This window comes from Nocardia sp. A7 (assembly GCF_046549215.1).
In the GTDB taxonomy this organism is placed as follows: Bacteria; Actinomycetota; Actinomycetes; order Mycobacteriales; family Mycobacteriaceae; genus Nocardia.
Genome location: NZ_JAJPWE010000001.1, coordinates 513,390 through 531,165, shown reverse-complemented (window position 1 = coordinate 531,165; position 17,776 = coordinate 513,390). Strand labels below are relative to the sequence as shown.

Annotated in this window: 16 protein-coding genes; 9 read left to right on the top strand and 7 right to left on the bottom strand. The window is 68.6% G+C overall.

Going from position 1 to position 17,776, the window contains the following annotated elements; translation table 11 throughout:
- The first annotated feature begins 43 nt into the window (after positions 1-43).
- Positions 44-2,167, top strand: a complete 2,124-nt coding sequence (gene ligA / locus ACLJPD_RS02385) for an NAD-dependent DNA ligase LigA (RefSeq protein WP_410870033.1) — start codon at positions 44-46, stop codon at positions 2,165-2,167.
- A gap of 31 nt (positions 2,168-2,198) precedes the next feature.
- Here the strand turns inward: ligA and ACLJPD_RS02380 are convergent, their stop codons facing one another.
- Positions 2,199-2,552 carry a hypothetical protein gene (locus tag ACLJPD_RS02380; RefSeq protein WP_410870032.1) on the bottom strand — a complete coding sequence of 118 codons (354 nt, stop codon included), beginning with the start codon at positions 2,550-2,552 and terminating at the stop codon, positions 2,199-2,201.
- Positions 2,553-2,782: 230 nt separating this feature from the next.
- Between ACLJPD_RS02380 and ACLJPD_RS02375 the strand changes: the two genes are divergently transcribed.
- The 3 genes from ACLJPD_RS02375 (at position 2,783) to ACLJPD_RS02365 (ending at position 4,955) form a co-directional block, all read left to right on the top strand.
- Entirely contained in the window at positions 2,783-3,958 is a 1,176-nt protein-coding gene (locus ACLJPD_RS02375) for an AAA family ATPase (RefSeq protein ID WP_410870031.1), read from the top strand.
- A 66-nt stretch (positions 3,959-4,024) separates the two neighbouring features.
- Positions 4,025-4,369 carry a hypothetical protein gene (locus ACLJPD_RS02370; RefSeq protein WP_410870030.1) on the top strand — a complete coding sequence of 115 codons (345 nt, stop codon included), beginning with the start codon at positions 4,025-4,027 and terminating at the stop codon, positions 4,367-4,369.
- Between the two features lie 70 nt (positions 4,370-4,439).
- A complete protein-coding gene (locus ACLJPD_RS02365; protein ID WP_410870029.1) occupies positions 4,440-4,955 on the top strand; it encodes a GNAT family N-acetyltransferase in 516 nt (171 codons plus the stop codon).
- Positions 4,956-4,960: 5 nt separating this feature from the next.
- Here ACLJPD_RS02365 and ACLJPD_RS02360 read toward each other — a convergent pair whose 3' ends face one another.
- The gene (locus tag ACLJPD_RS02360) at positions 4,961-5,611 is read right to left on the bottom strand and encodes an amino acid-binding protein (protein ID WP_410870028.1); all 651 of its coding nucleotides are present in this window, start codon (positions 5,609-5,611) and stop codon (positions 4,961-4,963) included.
- Positions 5,612-5,878: 267 nt separating this feature from the next.
- On the opposite strand from ACLJPD_RS02360, the gene gatC reads away from it, so the two are divergent.
- Positions 5,879-6,175 carry an Asp-tRNA(Asn)/Glu-tRNA(Gln) amidotransferase subunit GatC gene (gatC, locus tag ACLJPD_RS02355; RefSeq protein WP_101466314.1) on the top strand — a complete coding sequence of 99 codons (297 nt, stop codon included), beginning with the start codon at positions 5,879-5,881 and terminating at the stop codon, positions 6,173-6,175.
- Positions 6,172-7,659, top strand: coding sequence for an Asp-tRNA(Asn)/Glu-tRNA(Gln) amidotransferase subunit GatA (gatA, locus tag ACLJPD_RS02350; protein WP_410870027.1), 1,488 nt, complete (start codon positions 6,172-6,174; stop codon positions 7,657-7,659). The genes gatC and gatA overlap by 4 nt, the downstream gene beginning before the upstream one ends.
- Positions 7,660-7,728: 69 nt before the next feature.
- Here the strand turns inward: gatA and ACLJPD_RS02345 are convergent, their stop codons facing one another.
- Both ACLJPD_RS02345 and ACLJPD_RS02340 read right to left on the bottom strand, forming a co-directional pair.
- Complete coding sequence (locus ACLJPD_RS02345) at positions 7,729-8,160, bottom strand: SRPBCC family protein (protein WP_410870026.1); 432 nt, start codon at positions 8,158-8,160, stop codon at positions 7,729-7,731.
- Between the two features lie 47 nt (positions 8,161-8,207).
- Positions 8,208-8,966 carry a hypothetical protein gene (locus tag ACLJPD_RS02340; RefSeq protein WP_410870025.1) on the bottom strand — a complete coding sequence of 253 codons (759 nt, stop codon included), beginning with the start codon at positions 8,964-8,966 and terminating at the stop codon, positions 8,208-8,210.
- A gap of 167 nt (positions 8,967-9,133) precedes the next feature.
- On the opposite strand from ACLJPD_RS02340, the gene ACLJPD_RS02335 reads away from it, so the two are divergent.
- Both ACLJPD_RS02335 and ACLJPD_RS02330 read left to right on the top strand, forming a co-directional pair.
- On the top strand, positions 9,134-10,297 hold the full coding sequence (locus ACLJPD_RS02335; protein ID WP_410870024.1) for a sensor histidine kinase: 1,164 nt from the start codon (positions 9,134-9,136) through the stop codon (positions 10,295-10,297).
- A gap of 27 nt (positions 10,298-10,324) precedes the next feature.
- Positions 10,325-10,990 carry a response regulator gene (locus tag ACLJPD_RS02330; RefSeq protein ID WP_410870023.1) on the top strand — a complete coding sequence of 222 codons (666 nt, stop codon included), beginning with the start codon at positions 10,325-10,327 and terminating at the stop codon, positions 10,988-10,990.
- A gap of 10 nt (positions 10,991-11,000) precedes the next feature.
- On the opposite strand, the gene ACLJPD_RS02325 is transcribed toward ACLJPD_RS02330, so the two are convergent.
- The gene (locus ACLJPD_RS02325) at positions 11,001-11,897 is read right to left on the bottom strand and encodes a hypothetical protein (RefSeq protein WP_410870022.1); all 897 of its coding nucleotides are present in this window, start codon (positions 11,895-11,897) and stop codon (positions 11,001-11,003) included.
- Positions 11,898-12,051: 154 nt separating this feature from the next.
- Here ACLJPD_RS02325 and ACLJPD_RS02320 point away from each other — a divergent pair, with 154 nt between their 5' ends.
- Positions 12,052-14,487 carry a serine/threonine-protein kinase gene (locus tag ACLJPD_RS02320; RefSeq protein WP_410870021.1) on the top strand — a complete coding sequence of 812 codons (2,436 nt, stop codon included), beginning with the start codon at positions 12,052-12,054 and terminating at the stop codon, positions 14,485-14,487.
- Positions 14,488-14,542: 55 nt separating this feature from the next.
- Here the strand turns inward: ACLJPD_RS02320 and ACLJPD_RS02315 are convergent, their stop codons facing one another.
- Positions 14,543-17,035, bottom strand: a complete 2,493-nt coding sequence (locus tag ACLJPD_RS02315) for an FtsX-like permease family protein (RefSeq protein WP_410870020.1) — start codon at positions 17,033-17,035, stop codon at positions 14,543-14,545.
- Positions 17,032-17,754, bottom strand: a complete 723-nt coding sequence (locus tag ACLJPD_RS02310; RefSeq protein ID WP_410870019.1) for an ABC transporter ATP-binding protein — start codon at positions 17,752-17,754, stop codon at positions 17,032-17,034. The genes ACLJPD_RS02315 and ACLJPD_RS02310 overlap by 4 nt, the downstream gene beginning before the upstream one ends.
- Positions 17,755-17,776: the final 22 nt, after the last annotated feature.

Sequence of the window (17,776 nt, the reverse complement as noted above, 5' to 3'; positions counted from 1 at the left end):
ACGGTCGGCGGAAGTGTCGGTGGGCTCGACTAGGCTCCAGTGGGTGAGTGACAGCGACAGCGCGTTTTCTGTGAGTGTCGAAGCGGCGACGCCCGAGCAGCGGGTGCAGTGGCAGCAGCTGGCCGACGAGGTGCGTGGGCATCAGTTCCGCTACTACCTGCGGGACGCGCCGATCATCACCGATGGTGAGTTCGACGCCTTGCTGCGCGAGTTGCAGGCTCTCGAGGACGCACATCCCGATCTGCGGACTCCCGATTCGCCCACGCAGCTGGTCGGCGGTGGCTTCGCGACCGAGTTCACCGCTGTCGATCATCTCGAGCGGATGCTGTCGCTGGACAATGTGTTCGACTATGACGAGCTGCGCGCCTGGGCGAGCAGGGTGGAAGCCGAAACCGGGTCCGAGCTGCACTATCTGTGCGAGGTCAAGATCGATGGTGTCGCGTTGAACCTCGTCTACGAGAACGGCAAGTTGGTGCGCGGCGCGACTCGCGGTGACGGGCGCACGGGGGAGGACGTCACCCTCAACGCGCGCACCATCGAAGACATCCCCGCCGAGCTCACACCAACCGAGGAATTCCCGATCCCTGAGCTTCTGGAAGTACGCGGTGAGGTGTATTTCCGGCTCGAGGATTTCGCGACGCTGAACGCGCAGATCGTCGCCGAGGGCAAGCCGCCGTACGCGAATCCGCGCAATACCGCCGCCGGTTCACTTCGCCAGAAGAATCCCGCGATCACCGCTCAGCGTCGACTACGGATGATCTGCCACGGCTTCGGCCGCATCGAGGGCTACCGCCCGGCTTCCCAGCACGAGGCATACCGGGCACTCACCGCCTGGGGCCTGCCGGTCTCGGCGCACACCCGCCTGGTTAAGGGCATCGACGCGGTCATCGAGCGGGTCGGCTACTGGGGCGAACACCGTCACGACATCGAGCACGAGATCGACGGCCAGGTGATCAAGGTCGACGAGACGGCGTTGCAACGCCGTCTCGGTTCCACCTCGCGCGCCCCGCGCTGGGCCATCGCCTACAAGTACCCACCCGAAGAAGCCACCACCACGCTGCTCGACATCGCAGTGAACGTCGGCCGCACGGGCCGGGTCACCCCGTTCGCGGTGATGGCGCCGGTTTCGATCGCCGGCTCGACCGTCTCGATGGCAACCCTGCACAATGCCTCCGAAGTGCAGCGCAAAGGTGTGCTGATCGGCGACACCGTCACCATCCGCAAAGCCGGTGATGTGATCCCCGAAGTTCTCGGCCCCGTCGTCGACGCGCGCACCGGCGACGAGCGCGAATTCGTCATGCCGACGCACTGCCCCGAATGCGCCACCGAACTCGCCCCCGCCAAGGAGGGCGACGCCGACATCCGCTGCCCCAACCAGCAGCACTGTCCCGCCCAACTACGCGAACGCGTCTTCCATCTAGCGGGCCGTGGCGCCTTCGACATCGAAGCTCTCGGCTACGAAGCGGCCAACGCCCTGCTCACCTCGGGCGCGATCACCGACGAAGGCGACCTGTTCGCCCTCGACGCGCAGGATCTACTCGGTGTGCCGCTGTTCACGAAGCAGGACGGTGCGCTCTCGGCCAACGGCGCCCGCCTGCTCGAAAACCTGAACACCGCCAAGGACACTCCGCTGTGGCGGGTGCTCGTCGCACTGTCCATCCGTCACGTCGGCCCGACCGCGGCCCGCGCGTTGGCGGCCGAATTCGCCAGCCTCGAACGCATCGAATCCGCGACCGGCGAAGAACTTGCGGCCACCGACGGCGTCGGCCCCACCATCGCCGCCGCGGTCGCGGAGTGGTTCACCGTCGACTGGCATCGCGCGATCGTCGAGAAGTGGCGAGCGGCCGGGGTACGGATGGAAGACGAGCGCGACAGCTCGATCGAACGCAACCTCGAAGGTCTGTCGATCGTCGTCACCGGTTCACTGCAAACCTTCACCCGCGACGGCGCGAAGGAAGCGATCCTCGTTCGCGGCGGCAAGGCCGCAGGCTCGGTGTCGAAGAAGACCGCGTTCGTCGTGATCGGTGAGGCGCCCGGTTCGAAAGCGGCCAAGGCGGAAGAACTCGGCGTCCAGATCCTGGACGAAGACGGCTTCCGGCTGCTGCTCGATCGCGGCCCCGAGGCGGTCAGGGTCGAATCGGCCGAGGATCCGGTCGTGCAGGACTAGTCGATCGCCGACGCGACCAGCCCGGTCGACGTCAGTTCGGGGTGACGGTGACCGTGTTGCCGATCTGCGTCTTCATATCGAACGACGAGCACTGCCCGTTGCTCAGTTCCTGGGTGCGCAACGGCCGCTTCTTGATGTTGGTCTGGATCTCGACCGTCACGTCGGTACCGGCCATCGAGCACACCTTCGACACCGGCGCCTCGGTGTAGGACACCGACCCCGCCCCCTGACACGAGTTGGTCGAGTTACCGAGGAACACCCGTGCGGTCCCGTTCGGGCACGGATCAGCCATCGCACTGGGCGCACCGACCAGTGCCGCGGGCACGAGCGCCCCCGCAGTCACCGCAGCAACGACAACTCCGCGAACCATCACCCGAACCGCCATGACGTGCACCCATCCTCGCTGCCGAACACTGAACCCGCGACCGACCAGCCGCAGTGCCAAGCACCTTAGTGCGTGCGACCGGAACACGCCCAGGATGGGAGTGGCTGTTCGGCGTATCCGACCCGGACTGGCGCGGATAGCTCGACTGGCCTGCCGCGTCGGCGGGCCCCGACGTCCCCTAGTCTTGCGAAGAATCTCGGAGAGGCGGATCCTTGCTGCGCAGTTTTCAGGTGACCAATCATGGATCGCTGGCGGAGGCTCAGCAATTGCGCCTGACCAAGGGGGCGGGGCCGTTGGCGGTGCCGGTCACCGCTGTGCACGGGGTGGCGGCGTCCGGGAAGACGAGCCTCATCGACGCGCTCGGGCAGATGCGGGACGCGGTCCTGAATTCGGTGAGTGGGTGGGATCCGTATGCGGGTCCGGTGCGGCGACCGCATCTCGGGTTCGCGGATCGCCCGTCGGAATTCGTAGCCGGGTTCGTGGCCGAGGGTGTGCCGTATACCTACGGGTTCCGGCTCGACAACGCCGATGTGGTCGCGGAGTGGTTGTACACGCATCCGCGCTCACGCAAGCGGATCGTGTTCGAGCGCAACGGCGACGAGGTCAAGATCGGGCCGATGTTCGAGGCTGCTCGGTATGGGGTGGCGGCGCTGGTGCCGTTGGTGCGGCCGAATGCGTTGCTGTTGAGTCTGGCTGGGCAGATGTATGCCGAGGCGCTGGTGCCCGCCTATCGGTGGTTCGCCGCGAATCTGACTGTGCAGCAGGGCGATGTCGACACCGACGCGCTCGCGCACGATCTCGGCAGCCACATCTCCCGATCACCCGACAACGCCGCGCGCCTGTTGATGCTGCTACGCACAGCGGATCTCGGGATCGAGGATCTGCTCGTCGCCGAACACGATCCGATGTACGCCGACTACCTGCGTGACCTCGATGCCGAAATCGGAGCGCTGGCAGGTCATCTCGACCATCCCGAGCAGATCCTGGTCGACCGCGAACTGAGCACCCTGCGCGCGGCGCGTGACGCGCTGTACCGGCGCATGGTCGACCGGCGCGGAGCCGGTCTGAGCCTGGTGCACGAGGGTATCGACGTCCCGTTCGAACTGGGCGACGAATCCACCGCCACCCGCTCGCTGCTGCGCGTGCTGCCCGCCATGCTGGAAGCACTCGACACCGGCCAGGTGCTCGCCGTCGACGACCTCGGCGCCGGCCTGCCGGTCGAGGAGACCGACCGCCTCGTCCAGCTGTTCCAGAACCCGGAAACCAATGCCCGTGGCGCACAACTGATCTACACCACCGCCAACCGCGCGCTGATCGACCGCGGCAACGGCCGCTCCCAGCGCACCCGCACCGCCGTGTGGCAGCTGCGCCGTGAGCGGGGCGTCAGCGAACTCGCGCCGCTGTAGAACGGCGATCGCCGCCGACCCCAGCGGCGGCGAATTGCCCGGAATCGCCGGGGCTAGCATGGGCGCATGCTCGAAGTGGTGATGGCGGCAGCGCTGGTGACGATGCTGGTGGTGACGATCGGTGCCGTTGTCGCGGGGCGCAACCGTGGGGGTGGGTCGAACCTCGAGCGGGGGTCGCTGGCAGTGACCGGCGTCAGCCCGCTGCCCGCGATGACCGGCGAGCACTACGTGACGATCACCGGCACTCTCACCGGCCCCACGGTCGCCGACAAGATCGTCTACCGCCGCTTCGCCTGGGACGCGGCCCACTGGCCCGCCATCGGTGACCACCTCGCCGTCGTGTACGCGCCACGCAACCCCGACGACTGGTACCCCGACCATCCCGGCCAGCGCCCCTACTTCGGCTCATGAACAACCTCACCGGTCCCGCGAGGGACGGGTGAGTCGAAGCTCACAAGCGTCCAGATGGGATCATTTCGGGATGTACGGCATCGAAGACCAGACCACCGGACTGCTGATCCGCCCTGCTCACCCCGACGATTACGACGCGATCGCCGCGCTGACCGTCGAGGTGTACGTGGGCGACGGCTATGTCACCGAGGGCGACGGCTACGTTCGGGAGCTCGCCGACGTCGTGCACCGTGCGGCCGAGGCCGAGGTGCTCGTCGCCGTGCACGACGGTCGGGTGGTCGGTTCGCTCACGGTCGCCGAGCCCGGCACGCCCTATGCCGAGATCGCCCTGCCCGGAGAACTCGAGTTCCGGATGCTCGCGGTGTCGAAGCAGGCGCGTGGTCTCGGAGTGGGCACGGGACTGGTTCGCGCTGTCATCGACAAGGCGCGATCGGGCGGCTACGAAGCGGTCGCGCTCACCACGATGTTCTCGATGGTCGACGCCCACCGCATCTATGAGCGGCTCGGCTTCGTCGGTGTCCCCGAACGTGATTGGGCCACCCACGACGGCCTGCAACTGTTCGTCATGCGCCTCGCCCTGAGCTGACTCGGTCAGTTCAGGACGGTCGCGACGATGCCTGCGAGGTAGCCGAGCCGCGCCACTTCCGACGGGCGGAAGTCGGGCCCGCCGGGGCGGCCGAGCAGCAGCGACCTGCCCGTGTTGCCCAGCGGTGCGGCGGCCAGTTTGGTGTCCATGTCGCGCCAGATCTCCGGGACCCAGTCGGCCTCGCCGTCGAGCCACATCGGCTTCTCGATGGGCATCCACGGAGCCGAACCCGCTTGTGTCTCAGGGGCACTCGGGCTGCCGACGATGCGGTAGGCACCCGCGGGGCCCATGCCGATGATCGTGGACCAGCCGACCCGCAGCACCCGGGGGCAGCCGTCGACGAGGACCTGGAGGCGGTCGTCGCGAGCGCTGGCGACCTGGTCGATCAGCTCGAGCTCGCGGTGGGTGTCGAGCACGCCGGAGTAGGGGCGAATGGAGTCGACGTGTACATCGCGCACCGATTCCGCGGCGGTGATCAGGGTGTCGGGCAGTGCGCCGGTGGGGACCTCGACGACGAGATCGTCGATCGCGAACCCGGCGCCGCGTTCCACGACATCGAGCGAGAGTATGTCCGCGCCGACCCCGCCGAGGGCGAGTGCGAGGGAGCCGAGGCTTCCCGGTCGATCCGGAAGTTGCACGCGGAGCAGGTATGACACGTGCGGTCCTTTCCTTGCCGGCCGGGGTTGTTCGACACGAATACCCGGTGAAGCAATACTTACACCCCCGTGCGCGGGTTCTCGACCCGAAGTATGACCCCATCCCCGCGACATGCGCGAACTTTCGTGCGAGGCGGGGTGCGTCCGACGGTCGATCGGGCCTACCCGCGCCTGTGCTGCGGCCATGCGCGGGGCTGTGGATTGCGGCGCGGCTGTGCCAATTAGGCTGTACCGATACTGCCCACCGAAGCCGAAAGGGGTCCCGCGGTGCCCGCAATCTCCCGCGACGAGGTCGCTCACCTCGCCCGGCTGTCCCGGCTGGCGTTGACCGACGCCGAACTCGACCAGTTCGCCGGTCAGCTGGATTCGATCCTCAGCCACGTGCAGACCATCACCGAGGTCGCCGCCGACGTCCCCGCCACCGCGTCGCCGAATCCGACGACCAATGTGACCAGGCCCGATGTGGTCACGCCCGGTCTCACCCCCGAGCAGGCGCTGGACCAGGCGCCCGCCGTCGAGGAACAGCGTTTCCTGGTCCCGCAGATTCTGGGAGAGGGCGAATGAGCGAGTTGACGCAGCTGTCGGCTGCCGAACTGGCGAGCAAGATTCACGGCGGCGAGGTGTCCTCCACCGAGGTCACCCAGGCGCATCTGGATCGCATCGGCAAGGTCGACGGTGAGCTCAACGCCTTCCTGCACGTCGCGGGTGACCAAGCTCTCGCCGCGGCCGCGGTGGTCGACGCCGCGCTCGCCGCGGGCGAGCCCCCGGCTTCGTCGCTGGCGGGAGTTCCGTTGGCGCTCAAGGACGTTTTCACCACCACCGACATGCCGACCACCTGTGCCTCGAAGATCCTCGAGGGCTGGATGTCGCCCTACGACGCGACGGTCACCGCGCGGCTGCGCGCCGCGGGCATCCCGATTCTGGGCAAGACCAACATGGACGAGTTCGCGATGGGCTCCTCCACCGAGAACTCCGCCTACGGCCCGACCCGCAACCCCTGGGACACCACCCGCATCCCCGGTGGTTCCGGTGGCGGTTCGGCGGCGGCGCTGGCCTCGTTCCAGGCGCCGCTGGCCATCGGCACCGATACCGGTGGCTCTATTCGTCAGCCCGCCGCGGTCACCGCGACGGTCGGCGTGAAGCCCACCTACGGCACCGTGTCGCGCTACGGCCTGATCGCCTGCGCGTCGTCGCTGGATCAGGGTGGGCCGTGTGGTCGCACCGTGCTCGACACCGCGCTGCTGCACGAGGTGATCGCCGGGCACGACCCGCGTGACTCCACCTCGCGCAAGGCCCCGGTGGCGCCCGTGGTCGAGGCCGCCGAACAGGGTGCCAACGGTGACCTGACCGGTGTGCGCGTCGGTGTGGTGCGCGAATTGCACTCCGACAGTTACCAGTCCGGCGTCATCGCCTCCTTCGACGCCGCCGTCGCGCTGCTGAAGGAACTGGGCGCCGAGGTGATCGAGGTGTCGTGCCCGAGCTTCGAGTACGCGCTGTCCTCGTACTACCTGGTGATGCCGTCGGAGGTGTCGTCGAACCTGGCGCGCTTCGATGCGATGCGCTACGGCCTGCGCGCGGGCGACGACGGCAGCCACAGCGCCGACCAGGTGATGTCGCTGACCCGGGAAGCCGGTTTCGGCCCAGAGGTCAAGCGCCGCATCATGATCGGCACCTACGCGCTGTCGGCGGGCTACTACGACGCCTACTACGGTCAGGCGCTCAAGGTCCGCACGATGATCGCGCGTGACTTCGACGCCGCCTACGAGAAGGTCGACGTGCTCGTCTCGCCGACCAGCCCGTTCACCCCGTGGAAGCTCGGCGAGAAGGTCGACGACCCGCTGGCCATGTACCTGTCGGACCTGTGCACCCTGCCCACCAACCTGGCGGGCCATCCCGGCATGTCGGTGCCGTCGGGTCTGTCGGCCGACGACAACCTGCCGGTGGGTCTGCAGATCATGGCGCCGGCGTTGGCCGATGACCGCCTGTACCGGGTGGGCGCGGCCTACGAGGTGGCGCGCGGCGCGTTGCCGACGCCGAGCGGGATCTGAGAACAGCTGTTCCGAAGCGGGGCGCGCTGGGCTGAGAAGTCCTGGCGCGCCCCGTCTTTCGTTCGGGACTCAGGCCACAGCCCGGTCGGCGACCCCTCGCGTCATCGCGCCGAAGCCCGCGCGCAGGTTCTTGCCGAGCGCCAGCGTCACCACGGGGCTCAGCCAACCGGCAAGGGTGAAGCGGGACTCGTAGCGGCATCGGTCGGCACCGAGCGGCACAACGGTGTGCGAGCGCAGGCTGTGCAGGGCGCCCAGCGGCACCGGCTTCATGGTGTAGCTGAACTCGACGCCGGGAGTGTGGGTGCGGATCCACTCGCGCTGCGGTCGGCGGTTGGCGCCCAACTGGACCTGCATGTCGATGGTCGAGCCCGGCTCGAGGGTGCTCGACGCCTCGTAGCAGAAGGTGTTCCACTCGCCGTAGCGCTCGAAATCGGTGAGCACCTCCCACACCTTGGCGGCGGGGGCGTCGATCTCGATCGTTTCGTCGATGACTAGAGACATGTCTGAAAGTTAGGACATGTTCTAGTTTTCGGCAACCGGACCGAGCCTCAAGCGAACCGGCGACGCACCTTGCGGAGCGCGTCGATGATCACGGCCGAGGCCGCCGTCACCGCGAACAGGCCGAGGACCGTGCGTGCCAGCGGCCAGAGGTTGGGGCGGTCGGCCGGGTCGGTCTGGGCGAAGACGTTCTCGACCACCGGTGCGCCGTACTCCTGCCTGCGCGAGTTCACGTCGACGGCCGTGAACGCGATATCGGCCATCACGCTGCAGCGGGCTCGGGAGAACTCGTCGTCGCGCAGCCCACAGGAGGCGTGGATGCGCCGGTTCAGTGCCGCGTCCACCGAGCGTCGCGCCCATGCGCCGAGGGGTTCGTCGAGCCGCTCGGCGTAGCGCAGCACGTCGTAGCCCAGGTCGTGCGCCTTGCAGGCCGACTCGAACTCGGCGGGCAACGTCACCGGCGAGGAGCAGTCACCGTGCGGGTTCACCAGCAGGCCGTCCTGCTGCGCGGGGTCGTAGCCGAACTTGAAGCCGAAGTCGCGGGGAATGAGCGAGGTGGCGTCCGGGCTGTCGTCGGTGAGCGCGCGCACCGCCGCGGCGGCAGCGAGATTCTCCGTGCCACTCGGGGTGGTGCCCATGGCGCCGGGCGCCGACATGACAACGGCCGCGGCCATCGCCAACCCGGCCGTGCACAGCGCGACACCGCTACGACGGCGGTGCTGCGCGGCAGCGGGGGACGGCGCGGAGGCGACGGAATCTGCGGTACGGGCCGTGGCGTCGGCGGGTACCGGGCGAAGCGGGGTGTTCATGGCCTCCGACGGTAAGGAGCGGGTCTCGCGGTGGGAATCCCGCTGCGGACCGGTTTATCGGGGCGCGCGGGTGGCAGACCCGGCGCCGGGGTCACACCAGGGTAGGGGGTCGTATTCGGTTCGTGGGTATGAGGTCCGCTGACCGGACGGTTCGTAGTCTCAGTGGCATGACCGCACCACTGCGCCCCGCCGCGCGACAAATCTCCGCGCAGACCTGGTTCGACTTCGCAACGGTGCTGGTCGCGCTGATTTTGTACAGCATCGCGTGGCCGACGCTGTTCGTGACGCACGAGGTCTCGCCGGTCGTGGCGCCGATGCTGGCGGCACTCGCGGCCTTCCCGATCCTGTTCGTGCGAGTCAATCCGGCGCTGGGGTGGGCGATCTCCGCCGGGGCCGCGCTGCTGTTCTCGATCGGCCTACAGCCGGGCGCGGACAACGATCTGCCGTTCCAGGTCGTGCACGTCATCGTGCTGTTCGTGCTGCTGTTCGCCGTGGCATTTCGAGCCGCGGTGCCGATCGTGGTCGTCGCGTGGGCGGCCACCTCGATGCTGTTCGCCACGACCATGCCAGGCTCGGAGTCCGGTCCGCTGTGGGGCTGGGCGATGGGGTTCGGGGCGCTGGCCCTGTTCGGCTATCTCGTGCGGATCCTGCTGGCCTCGCGGCGCAAGCTCGAGCGGCAGGAAGAGGTGACCGAGCTGGAGCGCGCGCGTCGGGCGATCCTCGAGGAGAAGGCGCGCATCGCCCGTGACCTGCACGATGTGGTCGCCCATCACATGTCCATGGTTGTGGTGCAGGCGCAGACCGCGCCGTACCGGATCGCCGATCTCGACCCGGCCGCGAGCGCCGAATTCGAATCCATCGGTGCCACCGCTCGCACCGCGCTCAACGAGATCCGCGGCCTGCTCGGGGTGCTGCGCAGTGACGGCCAACTGCCCGAACACGCGCCGCAGCCGCGCGCCGCGGACGTGCCCGCGCTGTGCGCATCGGCCGCGCGCGCGGGGATGCCGGTCGAGTGGAGTGTGACCGGCGATCTGGCCTCGGTGCCGGACACGACCGGGCTGGTGGTGTATCGGGTCGTGCAGGAGTCGATGGCCAACTGCGCCCGTCACGCGCCGGGGGCGGCGGTGCACGTGGCGGTGGCGGTCGATCCGGGTGTGGTGAGCGTGAGCGTGCACAATGCCGCGACCGCCACGGTGGCGCTGCCGAGTGCGGGCGGCGGTCACGGCATCGACGGCATGCGCACCCGCGTCGGCGCGGTCGGTGGTGAGCTCACCGCGGCGCCCACCCTCAGCGGCGGGTTCGAGGTCTCGGCGAAACTGCCGACGCTGTAAGCGTGTTCCGGCCATTAGGGTGGTGGCGTGGCTATTTCCGTGTTGATCGCCGACGACCAGGCGATGGTGCGCCAGGGGTTCGGGGCCCTGTTGGGTGCGCAGACCGATATCAGCGTCGTCGGCGACGCACCCGACGGGAAGGTCGCGGTGGCCGAGGCCAAGCGGCTACGGCCCGATGTGGTGCTGATGGACGTACGGATGCCGGAGATGAACGGTCTCGACGCCGCGCGCGCGATCCTCACCGCGAATTTCGATCCGCCGGTGCGGGTGCTCATGCTCACCACCTTCGACATCGACGACTACGTCTACGAGGCGCTCAGCATCGGTGCGAGCGGGTTCCTGCTCAAGGACGCGCCCGCCGAGGAGCTGGTGCGCGCGGTGCGGGTGGTCGCCGACGGTCAGGCGCTGCTCGCCCCGACCATCACCCGCAGGCTCATCGCCGACGTCACCCGCAGGCGCAATACGGTGCGGGTAGCCCCGGCCCCCGCGCTCGGCACGCTGACACCGCGCGAGCGCGAGGTGCTCGAACTGGTGGCGAAGGGCTTGTCGAACACCGAGATCGCCTCGGCGCTGTTCGTGGCCGAGCAGACCGTGAAAACCCATGTCTCCAAGGTGTTCTCGAAGCTCGGGCTGCGCGACCGCGCCCAGGCGGTGGTGCTGGCGTATGAATCCGGCCTGGTCGTTCCCGGCTGAGCCGGTGCGCTCAGCGCGGGCAGACGCCGCCGCGCAGGTTCGGCAGGTGCCGGGCCAGCAGCAGTGCCATCCGGTCGAGCAGCGCGGTGGTGTCGTCGAACGAGCCCGAATCGGCTTGTGCCGCAAGGGCTACCGCGAGCTGACCACTACCGACGGGCACCAGCCCGAACTGGCGCACCGTGTAGATCCCGGTGACGTCGTCCGGGCCCCAGCCGCCCTTGAACTCCGTGTCGTCGAGCAGGCCGAGACCCCAACCCTGATCTTCGGTGATCTCGCCCATCAGCGAAGTGACGATCTCGCTGTTGGGCAGGCACGGCAGCCGCGAGGCGAACCGCACCTGGTTGGCCAGCGACCATTCGGTGCCACCGAAGGCGGTGTCGTCGAGTTCGGTGTGGGTGCCCGACTTGCCGGTGGCCGTGTCGCCCGCCTCGTCGAGGATCTGCTGCACGGCGTCGGCGGCTTCCGGTGCGTCACCGAGGGATTCCCACAGACCTTCGGCGGCGTCGTTGTCCGACACCGTGATCGCGGCTTGCGCCATCTCGAAGATCGACTGGTCGGAATCGTGGCGCAGGGCGGCGACCGCGAGCGGGACCTTGATCGTCGACCAGGCGGTGCCGGTGCTCCAGTCGCCGTAGACCGTCATCCGGCCGCCACCGACGGGCATCAACGCCATTCCCACCTGCCCCGGCAGCTTCGACTGCAAGAGGGTGAATTCCGCGGCAAGCGAATCGGGCAGGCCGATGGAAAGTCCCGGATGCCAGGCGTCTTCGCTGTTGACGGTGGCCGTGGGCGCGCTCACCGCTGTCGGGGTGCCCGGTGTGGTACACGAGGTGGACAGTGCGGCAGCCGCCAGCACCCCACAGAGCAGCAGCCTGCGAGAGACAGCCGCCGTTCCGGTCGACTTCACCACCGAATCCTCCCCACCACCCACCGCGCGTGCCTCGGCGGTGCAAACTTCTCGTCGAGCGCGTCCGGAAACTCCCGGACGACTGGTAGTAAGTTTCACCGATTTTCGGCGAGAATTCGAATGAGCGTGGTCACACGGTCGGAAGGGGGTCGTTGTGCACGACATCGGTGAGGTGTTCGCCGGGTTCACCATCGAGGCGATGTTGGGCCAGGGCGGCATGGGCACGGTATATCTGGCCCGGCATCCGCGCCTGGACCGGCTGACCGCGCTCAAGCTGCTCAACCGGGATCTGTTCGCCGACGAGCGTGTTCGGGCGCGGTTCGAACGTGAGGCCGATCTCGCGGCCGGGCTCGACCATCCCGGCATCGTCACCGTTTTCGACCGGGGGACCGAGGGTGAGCAACTCTGGATCAGCATGCAGTACGTCGACGGGATCGACGCCGCGACCGTCGATCCGATGGCGCTGCCGCCGGAGCGGGCCGTGCAGATCATCGAAGGGGTCGCCGACGCACTGGATTACGCGCACGGCAGGGGAGTGCTGCACCGAGATGTGAAGCCCGCCAACATCTTGCTGGCTCGCTCCACCGGTGGCGCGGGCGAGCGCGTCTTCCTCACCGACTTCGGTATCGCCCGGCTGCGTGCCGACTCCACCCATCTCACCCAGCAGGGAATGTTCACCGCGACACTGGCTTACGCGTCGCCGGAACAGATGACCGGCGCCGAACTCGACCACCGCTCCGACCAGTACTCGCTGGCGTGTTCGCTGTACTGGTTGTTCACCGGCTGGGCACCCTTCGACCACGCGGACCCGAACGAGATCATCCGCGGAACCCTCTACGCGCCACCACCGCCGCTGGCACTGCGCCGGGCGGGACTACCGCCGATCATGGACGCGGTGCTCGCGGCCGCGATGGCGAAACATCCTGCGGCACGGTTCGATTCGTGCACCGCGTTCGCCATGGCGGCCCGCCAGGCGCTGACCTCCAAGACTCCACCGGTCCTACCGCGCCCACCCGCCAACCCGGTCCCCGTGTACTACCCGCCTGCTCCACAGCAAGGACCAGCCGCGCCCTTCGCTCAGCCCGGCATGGCGGCACCCGGCTATCCGCCCGTCCAGCCTGCGCCACAACCCAATTGGCAGCCGCCCTCCCGGCCCTTCGGAGCCGTCCCGCCGATGGCCGCGCGACCGGCCGCACCCAGCGCTGCTGCGCCGCGGCCTGCCCCGCCGATGGCTGCGCAACCGGCTGCGCCAAACGCTGCTGCACCGCCTGGAGAGGCGCCGCCTGTCGGCCGGCGCCAGGTCGCGGGTCCCGTTGCCGCACAGCCGGATGCGCGACAGACCGCCGTGCCGCCCGGGGTGCAGGCCGCGGTGCCTATGTCGGCTACTGAGGCCGGAGGCGCGGCATCGGCTGCGGTAGCGCCGTCGGTAGGTTTCCAGCAGTCGGCTTCGGAGGCCGTCGAAGCCGCGACTCCGGTGCCCGGCAGCGAATCCGGAATACTTTCCAGCCCTGTGTCTGTCGACAAGCCGTCGTCCACGGTGGCGCGGTCGGGCAGCGCACAGGCGCCCGTCGGCCAGGATGGCGACGAGGTCTCCGCGACTGCGGCGACTGATGTGATGTCAATGGGTGATGCGGGCGAGTTGGCCGCGGCGAACGCGGCAGCCCTGACCGAGGTGACTTCGATCTCGGGGGCGTCGAACGCGGCCTCAGCGGGACCTGTGCCGCCACAGAACGCCGCGGGGCAATCCAGCCAGGCAATCCAGCCCGGCAGCGCAATCCAGCCCGGCAGTGTGCCGGGTGGTCCCGGGCCGCAGCCCGGTTCGGGGCAGCAGGGCGGCGCGGTGCCGCTGGGGCATCCGGGGTATGGGGTAGCCCCGCATCGGGCGCATTGGGTGGTGCCTCGGCGGGTGTCGGGGGTGCGGCGGTTCGGGTGGGTGGCGCTGGTGGCGTTGGTGCTGGTGCTGGTGGCGTTGGTTGTCGCGTTGGGTGTGGTGGTGTTCTCGGGGGGCGAGGACGATCTCGACGCCGAGGGTGGTGCGAGGGGTGGTGCGAACGTGCCGCCGAGTTCCGTGGCGGAGGTCGCGGATTCGTTCGCGGAGAGCCGGGATGTCTTTCCGACGTTGGTTCCGCAGGGGGAGAACAGTGAGGGCGTGGGGTATCGAGGGGCGCGGTGTGTGGGGGTGCGCAGTGTCAGCGAATTGGCGTGGAAAGAGTCTGCGCTGCAATGGACTCCGATCACTACCGCGTGGCAGTGCGATCGGGTGGACAACCACGCCGGTGCGGTGAGTTACCTGGTGCTGGAGTACGCGAACGCCGGGCAGGCTCGGTCGGTGGTGCAGGCGCTGCCAGGGGCAGCTCGTGATGTGGGCGACAAGGACGGGGTGCCGGTCTCGTTGCAGCGGTGGGCCGTCGGTGACCCGGGGAACGCGCGAATGCAGACCGCGTACCAGGTCGTGAGCTTCCCCGACGACGAAGATCGCGCGAATTATCTTGTCGTGGTGAGTCGCCGAGGAAGCAGCGGCACCGCCGGAGCCCCACGCCCCTCCGCGCAGGACGAGGTCATCGCGTGGTGGGAAGAACTGCCGCTTTGACGGTCTCGCCGTCGCGGCGCCGGTCCCGTTGGCCCGGCGCCGCGGCGACAAGACTTCAGTCCACGGCCAGCGCCGCCACGATCGGCATCCTGGATGCGCGCAGGGCAGGCGGAATCGAACCGAGCAGTGCCAGGCCAAGGGCGACCGCGCCGTAAACCGCGATCAGCGGGCTCGGGCGGTAGATGATGTCGATCGTCATCGCGTGGCCGATCGCCACGGTGGCCAGGTACTGCACTGCGACGCCGACGACGAGTCCGATTGCCGCGCCGATGAATCCGATGCCCGCGGCTTCGGCCAGCACCGAGCGCAACAGGAACTTGCGGTTGGTGCCCATGGCTCGGAGCACTCCCAGTTCCCTGCGTCGCTCCAGGACCGACAGCATCAGCGTGTTCAGCAACGCCACCGTCGCCACCAGCACGACGATCCACAGAATCATGTTGCTCATCGCAGCACCCTGCTGGACGCTCGAGGAGATCGCGCCGACCATGTCGGTGCCGGTGTCGACATGGAGCTCCCGTGGCACCATCGCGCGGACCGCGGCTTCCACCGCGTCCGGGTCGGCGCCCGGCGCGTAGTGGATCGACAGGATCGTTTCGCCGGGCCGCTGGTACCACTCCCGCATCTGGTCGAGATTCATCATCACCACACCGGAGACCGCGGTGAAGTACGGAATCACTTGCAGCACAGTGGTTTTGCGCTTGCCAGATGGGGTTGGCATGGTGATCTCGTCACCTGCGGTGAGCGACAGTGAACGCGCGACGTCGCGCGTGATCACCACGCCTTCGCGGCGCTCCATCTGATCGATCACCGCCCGGTCCACCGCGCCGAGCCGGGTGTCGGACGTGCTCGGTGGATAACCCTGCAGCATCACCCGACCGCTGCCGATGGTCGCGAAGGCCATCTGGCCGGGGTTCACTCGCTCGACACCCGGCACGGTCGCGACCCGATCGGCCAACCCGTCGGGCAGGACGGGGCCGGTCGGGAACTGTTCGATCGGGCTCGGGCTCACGTAAAGGTCTGTCTCGCCGAGACTTTGGAACGAATCGGTCGCCGACTTCACCATGTTTCCGGACGCCCCACCGAGGGCGACCACCGCCGCGACTCCGATCATCACGGTCATCGCGGTAGCCCACACGCGGCGTGGTGCGCGCTCGAGCGAGGTCGCCCCGAGCGCGCCCGGCGCACCGAACCAGCGAGCGATCGCCGCGGCCCCGTGCACGATCGGCCCGGTGGCGGCGAAACACAGGAACACCGCCGCGGTGAACGACGTCGTGATCGCGGCCAGTGACAGACGCCCGAGGTCGAGGAAGGCGACGACCACCGCCGCCGCACCCAGGAGCAGCCCCGCGGCCAGCGCGACCCACCGCAGTACCGAACCGGTGGCCGCCGAATCGCTGGCCTCCACCGGCGCCAGCGCCTCGACCGGGGCCACCTTGTACACCTGCCGCGCGGCGATCGACGCCGCCAGCACCGTCGCCACCACACACGCGATGATCGCCGCGGGCACCGCGTAATTCGGCACCTGGAACTCGGTCCGCGCCTCGACCGACTGCACGATCGCAACGGGCAGCCTGTCGATCGCGAACCGCCCCATCAGCGCGCCGATCCCCGCGCCGATCGCCCCACCGATCAGCCCCAGCATCGCCGCCTCGACGAGCAGATCCCGCACCATCGGCGCACGCTTGCCGCCGATCGCCCGCAACAGCGACAGCGTCGGCCTGCGTTGTGCCACCGCCATACTCATCGCGTTGTAGATCAGAAAGGTCGACACGATCAGCGCGGCCGCCGACGACATCAGCGTGGAATACCGCATGATCTGGATCGCGCCACCGGCCTGCGCGGTGCGCAGACTCGGCTCGGCCACCACGGCCCGCCCGTCCACCGCTTCGGTGAGCGCGGTGCGCAGCGCGCCCACATCGGTGCCGGGTTCCACCACGATCTGCACTGAATCGAGCTTGCCGACCCGGTCGGTGAGAAATTGGATCAGCGGCAGCGGGCCCGCCACCACGTGGCCGCTGTTGAGCCGGTCGGTCGCCTCGGAGTCGAGAACGGCGGCCACCTTCGCGGTGCCGGCCCCGATCGGCACCGGATCACCCTCGCGCAGGCCCATGGCCGCGCCGACCAGCACACCGCGCTCGGTGCTGACCAGCTTGGCGGTGTACTGCGACATCGGCCCGGCCAGATCACTGCCGAGCGCGCCGATCGTCTGATCGGCCCCGATCAGCAGTGCCCGATCGGCGCCCGCACCCAAGGTCGCACGCAACATCGGCACCGCTGCCGCCACCCCGGGCGTCGCGGCGATCCCCGGGAGCAGGGACTGTTCGAAACCCGCGTCGGTGATGCCGGTGACCTCGAGCTCGGCCGTGCCTGCCAGACCCTTGGTGAGCTTGTCGACCGACCCGGTCACCGAGCCGGAGATACTCAACACCGCGACGATCAACGCCGCCGATACCCCCATCACCGCCCCCGACAACATGGTGCGGCCGGGATGGCGGAGCAGCTCACCGAAGTTGAACAGCCGCAATCGATCCCATGCCGCGGCGATCATGCGTCCACCCGTGCGCCGGCCAGCTCGTCGGCACCGATCTGCCCGTCGCGCAGGGTGATCACCCGGTCGCAGTAGTCGATCGAGTTGCTGTCATGGGTGACCATCACCACCGAATTGCCCTGCGCCGTAATGTCGCCGAGGAGAGCGAGGATCGCGGCACCGGTCTTGGAGTCGAGGTTGCCGGTCGGCTCGTCGGCCAGGATCAGCGGCGGATCCATGATCAACGCCCGCGCCACCGCCACGCGCTGCATCTGCCCACCGGACAGTTCCGCGGGCCGATGTTGCGCCCGATCACCGAGGCCGACCAGGTCGAGCAGTTCCAGCGCGCGTGGCTTGGCCTTGCGTAACCCGGTGCCGTCCAACAGCTTCGGCACCGCCACATTCTCCCATGCCGTCAAGGTGGGCAGCAGGTTGAAGAATTGGAAGACGAAGCCCACCTGTTCGAGCCGGAACGCAGCCTGCTTGTCTTCGTTCAGATCGCCGATCTCGGTGCCGCGGAAGCGAATCGAGCCCGCATCGGGGCGGTCGAGCGCGCCGAGCAGATGCAGCAGGGTGCTCTTGCCCGAGCCCGACGGCCCGATGATCGAGGTGAACTGGCCTGCTTCGATGCGCAGGCTCACCTCGTCGAGCGCGCGGACTTCCTGATCGCCGACGTGGTACTGCTTGACCACCCCGGTCAGCTCCAGCATCGGTTGCTGTGATGATTCGATATCTGGCATAGCTTGTCCCCCAGAGAGTTTC

What these genes read in the sequence shown, in the direction of transcription:
- ACLJPD_RS02380 (WP_410870032.1), bottom strand. Translation starts at nt 2,552, where the DNA reads ATGGCGGTTCGGGTGATGGTTCGCGGAGTTGTCGTTGCTGCGGTGACT.
- ACLJPD_RS02370 (WP_410870030.1), top strand. Translation starts at nt 4,025, where the DNA reads ATGCTCGAAGTGGTGATGGCGGCAGCGCTGGTGACGATGCTGGTGGTG.
- ACLJPD_RS02365 (WP_410870029.1), top strand. Translation starts at nt 4,440, where the DNA reads ATGTACGGCATCGAAGACCAGACCACCGGACTGCTGATCCGCCCTGCT.
- gatA (WP_410870027.1), top strand. Translation starts at nt 6,172, where the DNA reads ATGAGCGAGTTGACGCAGCTGTCGGCTGCCGAACTGGCGAGCAAGATT.
- ACLJPD_RS02345 (WP_410870026.1), bottom strand. Translation starts at nt 8,160, where the DNA reads ATGTCTCTAGTCATCGACGAAACGATCGAGATCGACGCCCCCGCCGCC.
- ACLJPD_RS02340 (WP_410870025.1), bottom strand. Translation starts at nt 8,966, where the DNA reads ATGAACACCCCGCTTCGCCCGGTACCCGCCGACGCCACGGCCCGTACC.
- ACLJPD_RS02335 (WP_410870024.1), top strand. Translation starts at nt 9,134, where the DNA reads ATGACCGCACCACTGCGCCCCGCCGCGCGACAAATCTCCGCGCAGACC.
- ACLJPD_RS02315 (WP_410870020.1), bottom strand. Translation starts at nt 17,035, where the DNA reads ATGATCGCCGCGGCATGGGATCGATTGCGGCTGTTCAACTTCGGTGAG.
- ACLJPD_RS02310 (WP_410870019.1), bottom strand. Translation starts at nt 17,754, where the DNA reads ATGCCAGATATCGAATCATCACAGCAACCGATGCTGGAGCTGACCGGG.